This is a genomic window from Undibacterium sp. 5I1 (assembly GCF_034314085.1).
In the GTDB taxonomy this organism is placed as follows: domain Bacteria; phylum Pseudomonadota; class Gammaproteobacteria; order Burkholderiales; family Burkholderiaceae_D; genus Undibacterium.
This window is the reverse complement of sequence record NZ_JAVIWI010000002.1, coordinates 117,441-132,398: the sequence shown is the minus strand read 5'-3', so window position 1 is coordinate 132,398 and position 14,958 is coordinate 117,441. Positions and strand designations below refer to the sequence as shown.

Sequence of the window (14,958 nt, the reverse complement as noted above, 5' to 3'; positions counted from 1 at the left end):
TATTGCGACAGAACCAGCTGCCGCCATTCAAAGTCTGCTCGCCACCGCGAAAGCCAACGCCATTGAACCTTTAGCATGGCTTAAAGACACACTTAAAAAATTACCGACACATCCAAACAGTCGAATTGATGAACTGCTGCCGCTACGCGTTGTTAATGCGCTTTAGGAATAAATGCTAGACGGATCTGTTGGACGCTTACCAATTTCGGGAAGTGATGCCCTGATCGACACCGGCACCAGCTTGCAAGGCTTCATGGCTGGCCGGGGCGGTGCCGATGCGATTGTCGTGATGGCGGCATGCTTGACTTGAGAAGCTACTGGCGATTTTACAGCGGGCGTTGCAAGTGTGACGCTCTGATCAACAACGGAAGCTAGGCGTTTGCGCCAAGTATAAAACGTTGAGTAGCCTATGGCTTCACGTCGACAATACGCGCTCAGTGATAAGCCGCTCTCAGCCCAGTCCTGCTGATGTTTAGTCCAAAACGCCACTTTGAGAGGATTGAAATTCATGCGGTCTCCAGATCATTGAAAGAATGGAGTGTCACGTATAACATTATCAATTTCCAGATGGTTGCGTTGGACGCTTACTATAATTGTGAGTGGTTGCATTCTGTAATTGGCAATCTGCCATGCTCTGCCTTTATACAGAGCATGGCAGCAAAAAAACTTATTGGTGTGTACAAAAACTTGGCTACTATAGAAGCGGGAGGCTTGCTTGGCAGTCCTTCTGTGCTTCGACTATTGCAGCGGTCATCGCATTACCAAGTGCTTCAACATTGGGATGTTCCACCAACGTTTTATGTGTGCCATTAAGTGGTACAACAGTAAGTCGACCTACTCCGCTCGTTGTCAATCCATTGGTGGCACCGGCACCTACCTCGTCACAGGCAGCAAACAGCCAGCTCGGAACAGATAGCGGACGTGTGACATAAGTCGCCTGTGCTCGGCGGTTTGCGTGAAGGACAGCGAGCAGTTGCCTTAATGAAGTGTTATCAATGTCGTTGGGCACGATTTTGTTTGTTCTGCATAAAGCAAGCATCCTTTCGATATCATTTTCAATAGCGAGGGATTTTAAATCGGATGAAATTCGATTGAATACTTCGGCGTTGTTAATTTCAGCATGGAGCATCAGTGTGCTTGCTTCGTCCATACTGGCCAGTTCGCCTTCATTGACGAGATCATGGTGCCAAGTATCAATGAGCCCCAAAAAGGCAATCCTCTCGCCACTTGATGTCAACTGTTGTGTAATTTCGGAGGCCACCGTACCACCGAACGACCACCCCGCGATATAGTATGGGCCTTGCGGCTGTACGTGACGCATCTCCCCGATGTAGTGCTTGGCCATATCAGGTATTGTTGCGAATGGGCTTTCGTCTGGATGCAGGCCCTGCGCACTCAAGCCATAGATTGGTATGTCATGGTCGATCCAGTTGGCCAATTCGCGCGCATAGGCGACCTCGCCCCCAGCGGGATGGAGCAAGAACAGAGGCATTCCATTTCCCTGTGAGCGAATTTGCAGCAGGCTGGAGTGCGTCACAACCGGTGTCTTGGCAATGATCGCTGCACTGAATTTGTATAGCACAGGATGGATCAAAAGATCTCCCAGACTGGCTTGCATTTTCAACTCGGAACGGATACGTGAGATCAATTGCACAGCTTTAATAGAATGACCACCGAGTTCAAAGAAATGGCCTTTGCGGTCGATTTTTTCATGTCCAAGCAGTTCCTGCCAGATCGCAGCAATGGCGATTTCTGTTGAGCCGATCGGCACCTCATAGATTGCGGTATCGACTGAGATCTGCTCCAGCAATAAAAGAGCGTTGCGATCGAGCTTGCTGTTTGGAGTAAGTGGTAGCGTGTCTAAGATGACAAAGGCAGAGGGCACCATGTAGTCGGGCAATTCCTTGGACAAGGCAGTTCGCAGTGCGGCCGGGGTCGGAACAAGGGAGCCTGATGTCGTCAAGTACGCGACTAAGCGCTTGTCGCCGCCGTTGTTTTCCCTAGCGACCACGACGGCCTCTTTTATTCCATTACAAGCGGCGAGCTTGGCTTCGATCTCTCCAAGTTCGATGCGGAATCCGCGCAACTTGACCTGGAAGTCGTTGCGGCCGAGATATTCGATATTACCGTTAGGGAGCCAGCGACCAACATCACCGGTTTTGTACAGGCGGGCCTGCGGCTCGGTGCCGAAGGGATCGGTGACAAAGCGCTCCGCCGTCAGTTCGGGGCGGTTTAAGTAACCCCTTGCAACACCAATGCCGCCAATGTAGATTTCACCGGAAACCCCAACCGGCACCAGTTGGCTTTGACGGTCAAGAATATGTATGCGTGCATTGGCAATCGGGCGCCCGATATGAGTGTTTAGTGCAGATGGTTCAATCAATCCGATTGTTGCATCGACCGTACATTCAGTTGGCCCGTACATATTGAAGAACAGCGTAGATTGCGCGTGCGCCAACTGGTGCCAACTGGCACGGTTTACGATTTCGCCACCAATAAGCACAGCCTTTGGTTGGTAGTTGGGTATGGCGAGTAGTCCAGCATTCAACAACATGTCGAGTTGCGACGGCGTACAGTCAAAGGTATCAATGCGATGTTGCTCGAGGTATTGCAGGAAATCCGGACCATTTGCGCGAATCAAATTTGGAATAATAACAACGCAGTGACCGGACAGTAGCTGCAAGATTCCTTTCATTGACATGTCAAAGGAATAGGCTGCATTGAGGCCAACTCGACAATATTTCGGAAAATGCCGATAAATGGTGTTTTTCAGTACATCCCAGAAATTGATTAGCGAACAGTGCTCAACCATAACACCCTTAGGCATGCCAGTGGAGCCGGAAGTGTAGATCACGTATGCGAGGTGAGCAGAACACAGGCCGAGGGCAGATGGATCGGGATTGGTACCCGGCTGGTTCGCCAGCACTGCGCTGGCATCGTCGATTGCCAATAATGGCACCGAGGTGACAGGTAAGAACGGCAGCAGAGCACGTTGAGTCAGCAGCATGGCAGGATTGCAATCCTGCAGCATGTAGTCAAGACGGTCTTTGGGATAGGCCGGATCAAGCGGGACATAAGCGGCACCGGCTTTGAGAATGCCAAGCAGACCGACGATCATCTCGATGCCGCGTTCGATGCAGATGGCTACCCGTTGATCAGGGCCGATGCCCTGAGCGATCAGATAGTGGGCCAGCTGATTGGCGCGCTGATTGAGCTCGCCATAGCTCAGTTGTTGCTGCTCAAAAACCAGTGCAGTAGCCTCTGGATGTGCCGCTGCTTGTTGCTCGAACAGTTGATGAATCAACAGGTCACGTGGGAAGTCGACCGCGGTGTTGTTGAAACTGTCGAGCAATTCGTGACGCTGATATGCGTTTAGCAGTGGCAGGGTGCTGATGCGCTGCTGGGGATCGGTCACCATCGCTGCCAGCAAGGTCTGGAAATGGCTGGCTATGCGCTGCGCCGTATCCTGGTCGAACAGAGCACTGGCGTAGTCAAGTGTTCCGTCAATGATATCGCCATCGTCGCCAAGGGTTAGCGACAGGTCGAAGTGAACGGTATTTCGTTTGCCTGGCATGGCTTCGATGATCAGACCAGACAGTGGGAGTGCCGCACCAGCGGGTATATTGTTCCATGTCAGCATGGATTGGAACAAAGGGCTATGAGCCAGACTACGTGGCGGATTGACTGCCTCGACAACCTGTTCAAACGGAAGTTCTTGGTGGGCGTAGGCATCGAGCGAAGTGCTCTTCACTTGTTCGAGCAGTTGCACCACGCTCAGATCCTCATCGAAACGCACGCGCAAGGCGAGCGTATTGACGAAGAACCCAATCAAGGCCTCGACTTCGCTGCGCTGGCGATTCGCCACCGGAGTGCCGACGACGATGTCATCCTGGCCGCTAAGGCGAGCAAGCAGGGTAGACCAGGCGGCCAGCAATGCCATGAATACCGTGATGTCGTGGCGTTGAGCCAGTGCGCGCAAGCCAGCGCTAAGTTCGGATGTCAGACGGAGGGCGACGCTGCTGCCAGCGTAGCTCTGCTGCGGTGGGCGAGGACGGTCGGTTGGTAATTCGAGCAGAGTCGGTGCGCCGGCCAAGTGCGCGCACCAGAAGTCAGTTTGGGTCTGAAGAACCTCGCCCTGTAGCCACTGGCGCTGCCATACGGCATAGTCGGGATATTGGATCGCCAGCGCTGGCAGCGGATCGTCAAGGCCTTGGCTGAAGGCGTTGTACAGTGCGCTAACTTCACTGATGATTACGTTGATCGACCAGCCATCGGAAATAATATGATGCTGAGTGACGAGCAAGATATGTTCGTCTTCGGCCAGAGACAACAGCTGTCCGCGGATCAGCGGGCCAGCGGACAAGTTGAAGGGCTGGTAGGCTTCATCGTCGCACAGACGGGCGACGGCGGCCTGTTGTTCATGACCATGCAGTGCGCGCAAGTCGCGTTCGGCGAGTGCGAAGCCGACGCTGGATGACGTGATGGACTGGGTGGGTGAACCATCCACACTGACGAAGGTCGTGCGCAGGCTTTCGTGGCGAGCAACGATGCGATCCAAGGCGGCACGTAGTGCCTTGCGATCAAGCTTGCCGTGCAGGCGCAACGCCGCTGGTAGGTGATAGGCGCTACCAGCGGCATGGTCGAGTTGGTCGAGGAACCACAGTCGTTGCTGGGCCAACGACAACGGCAACGGTTGACCACGTTCGGCGAGAGTGATCGGCGATAAGACATCAGCGGCAGCGCCGTCAACGACTGCGGCCAGACTTGCCAGTGTCGGCTGTGCGAAGAGTTCGCGTAAAGCGATATCGGTGCCGAGCATCTGGCGCAGGCGCGAGATTACTTGGACGGCGAGCAGGGAGTGGCCGCCGAGTTCAAAGAAATGGTCGTTGCGGCCAACGCGTTCAAGGCCTAACAATTCCTGCCAGATAGAGGCGATGGCGGACTCGGTGGCGCTTTGCGGTGCCTGATAGACACGCGTGGCGATGGCAGATTGGCCGGGAGCCGGTAAGGCTTTGCGGTCGAGTTTGCCGTTCGGTGTTAGCGGCATTGCGTTCAGTACAACGAAAGCGGACGGAATCATGTACTCGGGCAGCACGCCCGAGAGTGCGGCGCGCAATTCAGCGGCCTGCGGCGTGGCACCGTCGGTGGCGACGAGATAAGCGACCAGACGTTTCTCGCTCGTATCGTCTTCGCGGGCGATCACGGCGACCTCACGCACTCCGTGACAGGCGGCGAGCTTGGCTTCGATTTCACCGAGTTCGATGCGGAATCCACGTAACTTGACCTGGAAGTCGTTACGGCCGAGGTATTCGATATTACCGTCGGCCAGCCAGCGACCGAGGTCGCCGGTCTTGTACATGCGGGCCTGCGGATCGGTACTGAAGGGATCGGTGACAAAGCGTTCTGCTGTCAACTCGGGGCGGTTTAAATAGCCACGTGCAACACCGGCACCGCCGATATGGATTTCACCTGCTACGCCGATCGGCAAGAGCGCACCATGTTTATCTAGAATGTAGATCCCTGTATTGGCGATAGGCCTGCCAATAGTTTCGACTGCTGGCACGGCATTAATGGCAGGAAACACTTTGTGCAAAGTCGACCAAATTGTTGTTTCTGTTGGGCCATACAGGTTCCATACCTCATCGGCATAAGACAGCAGACGAGCCGCCAGTGCTCCGGTCAGTGCTTCGCCGCCACACAGAGCCTTGAAGTTCGGCTTCCCTTGCCAGCCAGACGCGAGGAGCATGCGCCAAGTCGCAGGCGTCGCCTGCATGAGCGTGACATCGGCCTGCTGCAACACTTCTGCTAGGCGCTGGCCGTCTGCCGTGACAGCGCGGCTAGCCAGCATCAATTGCGCGCCGTTGGCGAGCGGAAGCTGGATTTCCAACGCAGCAATGTCAAATGACAGTGTTGTGATGGCTAAGAAGGTATCTGTTGGCTTGAGCAGCGCTACTGCCGAGACGGCGTCGAGTAAATGTACGACACTGGCGTGCTCAACCATAACACCCTTAGGCATGCCAGTGGAGCCGGAAGTGTAGATCACGTATGCGAGGTGAGCAGAACACAGGCCGAGGGCAGATGGATCGGGATTGGTACCCGGCTGGTTCGCCAGCACTGCGCTGGCATCGTCGATTGCCAATAATGGCACCGAGGTGACAGGTAAGAACGGCAGCAGAGCACGTTGAGTCAGCAGCATGGCAGGATTGCAATCCTGCAGCATGTAGTCAAGACGGTCTTTGGGATAGGCCGGATCAAGCGGGACATAAGCGGCACCGGCTTTGAGAATGCCAAGCAGACCGACGATCATCTCGATGCCGCGTTCGATGCAGATGGCTACCCGTTGATCAGGGCCGATGCCCTGAGCGATCAGATAGTGGGCCAGCTGATTGGCGCGCTGATTGAGCTCGCCATAGCTCAGTTGTTGCTGCTCAAAAACCAGTGCAGTAGCCTCTGGATGTGCCGCTGCTTGTTGCTCGAACAGTTGATGAATCAACAGGTCACGCGGGAAGTCGACCGCGGTGTTGTTGAAACTGTCGAGCAATTCGTGACGCTCGTGATCTGGCAGGATTGGCAGACTGCGTAGCGGCTGTTCGGCATCGCTCTCCAATGCGATTACCAAGGCGTCGATAGCGGTTACCAGATATGCAGCAATGCGCTGAGGCTCGACTCCCGCAACGCACTGCGCGGTAATATCGAAGGCATTGCCATAATCATCTACTGCGACGGTGATCGGGTAATTGGTACGCTCTTCGCCACCGACGATGTGCATGCCCGCCATCGCGTCATGTGTTTCCAGTACTGACATGTCGGTACTGGCGCTGTGGCGGTAATTGAGCAGCGTGGTAAATAGAGGTAGTGGCGCCTTGACGCCACTACAGCGCTGTGCCAGCGCCAGCGGTGCCTGTTCATGGAGCAGCAGTGCGCTGAGTCCTTTGTAGGTATCGGTCAGCGCTTGTTCAGCACTGCATGCGGTAAGCGAAATGCGGATCGGTAGCGTGTTGATGAACATTCCAAGCACTCGGTCGGCCCCGGTGCTCCCTTGGAGTCGGCCAGAGAGCAGGGTGCCGAATACCACGTCGTCACGATCACTGCACGCCGCCAACACTTGCGCCCATGCGACGTGGAACAGGACAGCCGGGGTCACGCCGAAGCGGCGTGCGGCGTTGCGGATGCGCTGAGCCAGTTCAGTATTGAGTGGCAGCAATGCTTCACGGATCTGACTACCGCTGCCTTGGACGTTGATGATACTAAACGGTGCGGTCGGCTCATCGATGTCAGCGAGTTGGGCGCGGAAATACGCCTCATGCTCATCTTGCGGCACGGAGCGTGCTTGCGCGATGAAATCGCGGTAGGGCAGGGGAGTTGGTAGGGCGTCTGCGCGGTTTTGCAGCAGCAGACCAATTTCATCGATAATCAGTTCACGCGTAACGTGGTCAGCGACCATGTGATGGTTTAATAGGACTAGATGACACTGCAGCGTCAGTGGATCTTGTGCTAGGTAGACGGTCAGTAGTGGAGCGCGCCGCAGATCTAAGCGTAAGCGGCGCGGATCGGCATACGCGAGAAGCTGTTCGAGCACGTCAGTGCCGACTTGGGGTGTTAGTTCTTCGATTTGCAGCAGTGCGGTTCGCCATACGACCTGGACTGCTTGTGCCAGCCCGTCCCAATGGATAGCACTACGCAAGATATCATGGCGGTCAATGACCGTTTGCAGTGCGTCCAAAAAAGCGGTGGCCAGCGTGCGCTGATCGAACGTCATAACAGTGCGCAGCAGGTAGGCATCACCCTCGGCCTCGAGCAGATGGTGGAACAGAATTCCTTCCTGTAGCGGCGCAAGTGGATAGATATCCTGGATATTGGCGGCACCGCCAGCGACGTTGTTGGCGATCCGGTCAATCTGCTCCTGTTCGAGCGTCACTAGCGACAGCATGGCGGGCGTGATGCGGGTGCAGTTGGCGGTGATCAGGTTGGCTGGCGCCGCGATAGCATCGTGCTGCTCTCCGTGATGAGCTGCCGCGGCCAGCGCAGCGAGCGTCGGCGCCGTGAAGATCGTGCGTACATCGAGCGCAATGTCGCGTAGGCGCAGGCGCTCGATCATGCTGATGACCAGCAGGGAGTGGCCGCCGAGTTCAAAGAAATGGTCGTTGCGGCCAACGCGTTCAAGGCCTAACAATTCCTGCCAGATAGAGGCGATGGCGGACTCGGTGGCGCTTTGCGGTGCCTGATAGACACGCGTGGCGATGGCAGATTGGCCGGGAGCCGGTAAGGCTTTGCGGTCGAGTTTGCCGTTCGGTGTTAGCGGCATTGCGTTCAGTACAACGAAAGCGGACGGAATCATGTACTCGGGCAGCACGCCCGAGAGTGCGGCGCGCAATTCAGCGGCCTGCGGCGTGGCACCGTCGGTGGCGACGAGATAAGCGACCAGACGTTTCTCGCTCGTATCGTCTTCGCGGGCGATCACGGCGACCTCACGCACTCCGTGACAGGCGGCGAGCTTGGCTTCGATTTCACCGAGTTCGATGCGGAATCCACGTAACTTGACCTGGAAGTCGTTACGGCCGAGGTATTCGATATTACCGTCGGCCAGCCAGCGACCGAGGTCGCCGGTCTTGTACATGCGGGCCTGCGGATCGGTACTGAAGGGATCGGTGACAAAGCGTTCTGCTGTCAACTCGGGGCGGTTTAAATAGCCACGTGCAACTTGCACGCCGCCGATATGAAGTTCGCCTGCTACTCCAATCGGTACCGGCTGTCCACGCGCATCGAGTAGATATATCTGGGTATTGGCGATAGGCCGGCCGATCGGCACTGGGCCTGCGGGCATTGTGCTGCAGTTCCAATGCGTGACGTCGACGGCTGCTTCGGTAGGTCCGTACAGGTTGTGTAGTTGTGCATGCGGCAGCAGGCTGCAAGCGCGTTGCACGAGTCCATAGGACAAGGCTTCGCCGCTGCATAGCAGGTGACGGATGCTGGTGCAGCGGTCTATCGGCAGCTGGTCGACGAAGATTTGCAGCATGGACGGCACGAAATGCAGGATCGTGATGCCGCTACGTTCGATCAGCTCAATCAAGTAATGGGGATCTTGGTGGCTATTTGGGCGTGCCAATATGAGTCGTGCGCCGGCCAGCAGCGGCAGGAAGAATTCCCATACCGAGACGTCAAAGGCGAACGAAGTCTTTTGTAGCACACGATCGGCAGCACCGAGGGTGAATTGATCTTGTGCCCATAATAGGCGATTGACAACACCATTGTGTTGGTTCATAACACCCTTAGGCATGCCAGTGGAGCCGGAAGTGTAGATCACGTATGCGAGGTGAGCAGAACACAGGCCGAGGGCAGATGGATCGGGATTGGTACCCGGCTGGTTCGCCAGCACTGCGCTGGCATCGTCGATTGCCAATAATGGCACCGAGGTGACAGGTAAGAACGGCAGCAGAGCACGTTGAGTCAGCAGCATGGCAGGATTGCAATCCTGCAGCATGTAGTCAAGACGGTCTTTGGGATAGGCCGGATCAAGCGGGACATAAGCGGCACCGGCTTTGAGAATGCCAAGCAGACCGACGATCATCTCGATGCCGCGTTCGATGCAGATGGCTACCCGTTGATCAGGACCGATGCCCTGAGCGATCAGATAGTGGGCCAGCTGATTGGCGCGCTGATTGAGCTCGCCATAGCTCAGTTGTTGCTGCTCAAAAACCAGTGCAGTAGCCTCTGGATGTGCCGCTGCTTGTTGCTCGAACAGTTGATGAATCAACAGGTCACGTGGGAAGTCGACCGCGGTGTTGTTGAACTTCGTGCGGATATGTTGTCGTTGTGACGGTGTTAGTAACGGAATCTGGGAGACATATTGCTCGTCGTCGGTGATCATGCCTGAGAGAACAGTTTGTAAATGGCCGATCAGGCGCTCAATCGTGCCGTGATCAAACAAGTCAGTCGAATATTCGAGCAGGCCTGACAATGCATCGTGCGAATCCATTAATGTCAGCGACAAGTCGAACTGTGTTGTTTGAATTGGGGCGGGCGCTGGCGATAGGTGCAAGCCGGGCAGAATCAGTCGTCCCGAGCTTGGCGTATTGTCAAGGGATAGCATAGTTTGAAACAAAACATTGTGATTCATACTACGTACTGGTTGTGCTACTTCGACAATTTTTTCGAACGGCAGATCCTGATGGGTGTACGCATCCAGTGGGCGTTGGTGCACTTAAAAGTTGAAGTAAAAAGTACCCCAACCCCGATCATTTATGCAGGAACTTTCTGACTACGGACGGAGTTTGGGCGTCCAGCAGCGAGCATGCGATTTAACACAGCAACACCGACGGCGGCCTCGGTTTTTTGCGCTTCGAATCTGCGCGCACGCAGTCGAGGACCGATGATCGATTTATAGCGTCCCATGGTCGTTTCGACCAAAGCACGCTGTCCATAACCAGTGGCTTCTTGCCAAGCCAACCGACCCTCTGTATTGATCATGTCAAGATGGCGATTACGCTGACTTGGCGAACGCGATTGAGTACCAGGAACGGCGGTTTTACGGGGTGGGATAACCACCGCAATATCGTCACCATATTGCGCGATCGTTTGATAAGTGGGCGCGCCATCATAGGCACCATCGGCAGTGACTTTGTCGATTTGTTCGTCGACCTGATCCAGTAGTGGCCCCACTTGAGATGGGTCATCCGTATGCTGATCGGTGAGGATCTGCGCGACAATCATGCCTGCATCGACATCGACGGCCAGATGTAGTTTGCGCCAGCTACGGCGCGACTTCGCGCCATGTTTTTCTTCCAGCCATTGTCCTGCCCCAAAGACCTGCAAACCTGTGCTGTCGATGAGCACATGGAGTGGCCCCTTTGGTGCGGATGGTGACTTCGTTACCGTCAGTCCGACCGCCCGTCTGCTGACCGTGGTGTGATCCGGTGCCGTGATTGTCAGGTTCATCAGTGTCAGCACGGAAGCCATTAACCCTTCGGTTTGTCGCAGGGCCATTTTGAAGGCGGAGCGCAGCATCAGACTCGTCTCAATGGCGCTATCCCGATAGCGAGCCTGACCATTTGGCCCTACGCTTTGCCACTGATCTAATGCTGCGTCTTCAATCCACAACGTCAGGCTACCGCGCCGCCGTAATCCTGCTTCATATTCCGGCCAATTCTGAACCTTGAACGACATCTTAGGTATATGATGACGGCGATCGTCGTTGTGTTTGTTGGGCATCGGGGCGATCAGTAAAATTGAGGCCGCATCGTAACATCACCGCTTTTCGAGTTTGAAGTGCACCAACGCCTTTATATACTGAATTGACATTGACATTGACATTGACATTAGCTCACTTTGCATTTAAAAATCAGGTCGAGATCCTTTTGAATGGGATTGTGAGCCTATCGGCGTGTTCTGCAACCATTTTTTATTGGACGATCACGATTGTTATTCCTTTGCAGTTAACTGCGCGCAGCGGGTTGATCGACAAACTTTACTCTAATTCATTTACCTAGAATGTGTTGAAATTAGGTAGGGTACAGGAATAATCGAAATGTCAGTCCAGCCGTTTTGCTATCCTAGTCTTGTATATTGAACGAAAAGACAGTTCGCGGCACATAGCTTACCGGTTGATATATTGCTGATTTACGGTTTATGGCTTATACATGTATCAAAGTTAAAGCATTGGAGATGAAATTGTCTAAATCGTGTTTGTTGCTAGTATTAATTGTGTCTATTCCGCTTGTTTCGAAGGGGCAGTCCAACTCGTCTGAATCAAATAAAGAAAATCTACCGATAGCAGACTGGAATGCAGACGTAAATTTTAAGAATTTACGCACAGAATATGGCGCCATGAGCCGATTTGAAGAATTGTGCGACGACCATCAAGTGACTCAAAAGATGGTCGTTGCAATGAATACCAAGAATGATGATGATATTCTAAAATACACACACATTAGGCTCGGCACTTGTCCTGTAGATATTGGTGCTCATCTTTATTTGGCGACAGCTCTGCAAAGAAAGGGGCAGTCGGCTGAAATGGCAGCCCATTTTCGATGGGCGACGGGCTTGATGAAATCGATACTGGATACTGGAGATGGCAAATCGTCGAGGACAGCATATGAAGTGATCTCGATCGCAGAAGAAAAACAGGTAGTTAGTTATTTTCGTTTAAGAATTGCCAGTCAGTCACTTGAAACCTCGCCGTACCGCGACAGAATCGAGTCTGTTGATCAGACTGGAGCCAAACAAATTATCTACTTCAATCCAGATGCCTATTTTAAGCGTCTTCAAAAAAAGTTGAATATTAAGGTTGATTTAGATGGTGTTCCGGAAAATAAATAGCCGCTTCATTAATGCCGTATTTGAATAGTAAAAAACGGTACATAGCGGCAATTGCAACTAGGTTTCAGAGTCGGCTTTCAACGCTATGCCGACACTAATAGTAAGCATATGAACTTCAGAAGAAAAATTCAGAAAATTGTTGGCAGTACTTACCGCTATGCTCTGTTCTATAACTTCTCAGGTGGTCTACGTTTCGAATTATCGTAGGGGGACTGTTATGTTTATTGTCATCATTATTGGATGATTGAGGCTTAAGTCGTATTCCTAACTGTTTTTTGAGTTCAGACGATGTCAATGATTCGAAGACTAAGATGGGCTTTAATTTTTATAGAACGACCCTTCCCTTAAAGATCTGCTCAGCCGTTGAGTAAACTATATCGCTAACCATACTCTAAGGGCAGGCAATAATACCAAAGATATCAACAAGGGAAATTGATAGCAAATGCCAGAATTTTTTAATAACCATTCGAATGTCCAATGCAAGGTCGTTATTCAAAAATCAGCTTTAAATTTCAGTTGATGCCTTGTTCAAGCAGAGCGATTTGTTTTGGCAGGCAATGACGCTTCAGATCAAATTTGTCTAGGATTGTTTGGCGCGCAGCGAGTCTAATCTGAGCCTGACTTTCTCTTGCGCTGCAGATGGATGCGACTATACGAACCAAAGCATCCGTATCAAAGAAGTCCACCAAGTAACCATTCTCTTGATCCAGGATGACCTCTTCAACTGGTGCCGTACGTGAGCCCACCACCACACAGCCAGCCGCCATCGCCTCTAGCATTGACCATGACAATATAAATGGATACGTCAGATAAATATGGGCAGATGAAATTTGCAGCATTTTAAGGAAATTTGTGTAGGGTATTTTTCCTAAAAAATGAACGCGTTTTAAGTCTAGTTGCGATCCAACTTCCTCCAACAGTGCTTGACGCCATGTCATATTGAGTAGGCCTTGACCGTAAGAGACACTATCTCCCCCAAGAATAAGCACTTCCGCATGAGGTCTGGCACGCAGTAAATCTGGCAAAGAACGCATAAAACTCATAAAACCACGACAAGGTTCCAAATTGCGATTAACGAAAGTAATGACCTCATCGTTAGAAGTTAGCCAACGACCATCAGGTAATTGGAACCGAGCAGCAGGATCTGGCTTGACGGTATCTGTATCAATCCCATCATGAATAACCTCAATACGATCCTGAACAATTGAAGGGTAACTTTGACGTTGCCACTGTGTTGGACTGATCCCTACATCCATACATGACAAGGATTGCAGTTGCACCATATTGCGTAGCCTGAGCTTAAGCTTATCGTCCTCAGACGTAGGCAAGGCTGGATCAAATCCTATATCTTGTCCTTCCGCCTGATAATAAAACTCGCAAAAACTCACCAGTCGACAAGCAGGAAACACATCCTTCACAAATAAAGCCTCGCCCCACCCAGGATGGACCAATACCACGTCAGGGATGAAACCCCGTTTTTTTAAATCCAGCAAACCACGATAGACCGCTTGCCCTCGACGAACAGCGAGCTCTAATGAATCAAGCCAAGGATGCGTGAGCATCGCATCTGCTGGCATTTCATAACCAGCCAAATAAGCACCCGGCATTGCATCACGAAAATTATCGCGCACTTATGTCATCTCACCCAGACCAATGAATTGACTGTGGATGATGCTTTACGCACTTAGAAAGAAATTACCGGAACTGCCCAGATAAGTTTTGCTGAATTAGTAGCAAAAGTATAGTGAGGTAACCTACATAAAAAGAATAACTTCTATTATCAGTCTACCAACCTATTTAGATCATAAAAATCATAACAATAAAGAACTAAGTTGCAATAAAAATAGTGCCCAAGCCAAAATAAAGAAACCTTACAAAAACTTACATATGAAAAGAAAGTGATTTGATACATTCACTGGATTTTGTAAATTTAGTAAGGTTTAGTTACATCATTAAAAGAAGCTTATGTTAACTTATAAATAATTTATAGAGATAAAACGGCGGAGATTCGTGTACATGAAGTTAAAAAACGTCTTTGAGATGATGCTACCTATTCTCCTATGTGCTCTGCCAATCGCGGCGAAGTCGCAAGGAGATTTGAGCGCTGGTAAATCAACGCAAACGAAAGAAGAGTCAATGGATACAAAATTTCATGCGCCATACCCATTTACTGCCCAAGAACTATGGGCAAATTTGCTGACAATTGCAGCGAAATTCCCTGAGAGTGCATCTAGAGAAAACGTTGAAAAAATGTGGGGAATAAAAATGGTTCAGGCTATCGGGACAATAAATTCTCGCACTGAGTTAAATCCAACCGTTATTGAGGCCCTTGATGGCCGTGATTGGTATTTTGCTCTATCAATGGATGTAGAAAAGTCGATAACTAAATATTTTAATTTTTCTTGGAAGTATTCACCCTTTGGATACTTACAAGCTCCTCCAGATAGTCTGTGTATTGATGTCAATCAAATTAGGACAGATCTTGAAAAAGCTGGTTGGAAGTTTCATTCAAAAGGACATCCAGAGCGGAATAATATATTTGAAACTAGATATAAGAAATCCACGAATGAAACTTTAACGCTTATCTCTGCTGAGGGAAAAGATTATGCTTGCTTGTATAGCATGGATCTATTTTCTAAATAA

At 51.7% G+C, this 14,958-nt stretch carries 6 protein-coding genes and 1 pseudogene; 3 read left to right on the top strand and 4 right to left on the bottom strand.

Features of this window, described 5'->3' with window-relative positions; all coding sequences use genetic code 11:
* Positions 1 to 4: 4 nt before the first annotated feature.
* A pseudogene (locus RGU72_RS21155) lies at positions 5 to 166 on the top strand (transposase domain-containing protein); the annotation flags it as partial.
* Here RGU72_RS21155 and tnpA read toward each other — a convergent pair.
* The 3 genes from tnpA to RGU72_RS21140 all read right to left on the bottom strand — a co-directional run bounded on the left by tnpA (position 163) and on the right by RGU72_RS21140 (position 11,208).
* Positions 163 to 510: an IS66 family insertion sequence element accessory protein TnpA gene (gene tnpA / locus RGU72_RS21150; RefSeq protein WP_322121803.1), complete on the bottom strand. Its 348-nt coding sequence runs from the start codon at positions 508 to 510 to the stop codon at positions 163 to 165. The pseudogene RGU72_RS21155 and the gene tnpA sit on opposite strands and share 4 nt — an antisense overlap.
* 184 nt (positions 511 to 694) lie before the next feature.
* Positions 695 to 10,201, bottom strand: coding sequence for a non-ribosomal peptide synthetase (locus RGU72_RS21145; RefSeq protein ID WP_322121802.1), 9,507 nt, complete (start codon positions 10,199 to 10,201; stop codon positions 695 to 697).
* A 38-nt stretch (positions 10,202 to 10,239) separates the two neighbouring features.
* Positions 10,240 to 11,208 carry an IS5 family transposase gene (locus RGU72_RS21140; protein ID WP_322121753.1) on the bottom strand — a complete coding sequence of 323 codons (969 nt, stop codon included), beginning with the start codon at positions 11,206 to 11,208 and terminating at the stop codon, positions 10,240 to 10,242.
* A gap of 453 nt (positions 11,209 to 11,661) precedes the next feature.
* Between RGU72_RS21140 and RGU72_RS21135 the strand changes: the two genes are divergently transcribed.
* Positions 11,662 to 12,315: a DUF4919 domain-containing protein gene (locus RGU72_RS21135; protein ID WP_322121801.1), complete on the top strand. Its 654-nt coding sequence runs from the start codon at positions 11,662 to 11,664 to the stop codon at positions 12,313 to 12,315.
* Between the two features lie 512 nt (positions 12,316 to 12,827).
* Here the strand turns inward: RGU72_RS21135 and RGU72_RS21130 are convergent.
* Positions 12,828 to 13,946: a glycosyltransferase gene (locus tag RGU72_RS21130; protein WP_322121800.1), complete on the bottom strand. Its 1,119-nt coding sequence runs from the start codon at positions 13,944 to 13,946 to the stop codon at positions 12,828 to 12,830.
* Between the two features lie 385 nt (positions 13,947 to 14,331).
* Between RGU72_RS21130 and RGU72_RS21125 the strand changes: the two genes are divergently transcribed.
* Positions 14,332 to 14,958: a hypothetical protein gene (locus RGU72_RS21125; protein WP_322121799.1), complete on the top strand. Its 627-nt coding sequence runs from the start codon at positions 14,332 to 14,334 to the stop codon at positions 14,956 to 14,958.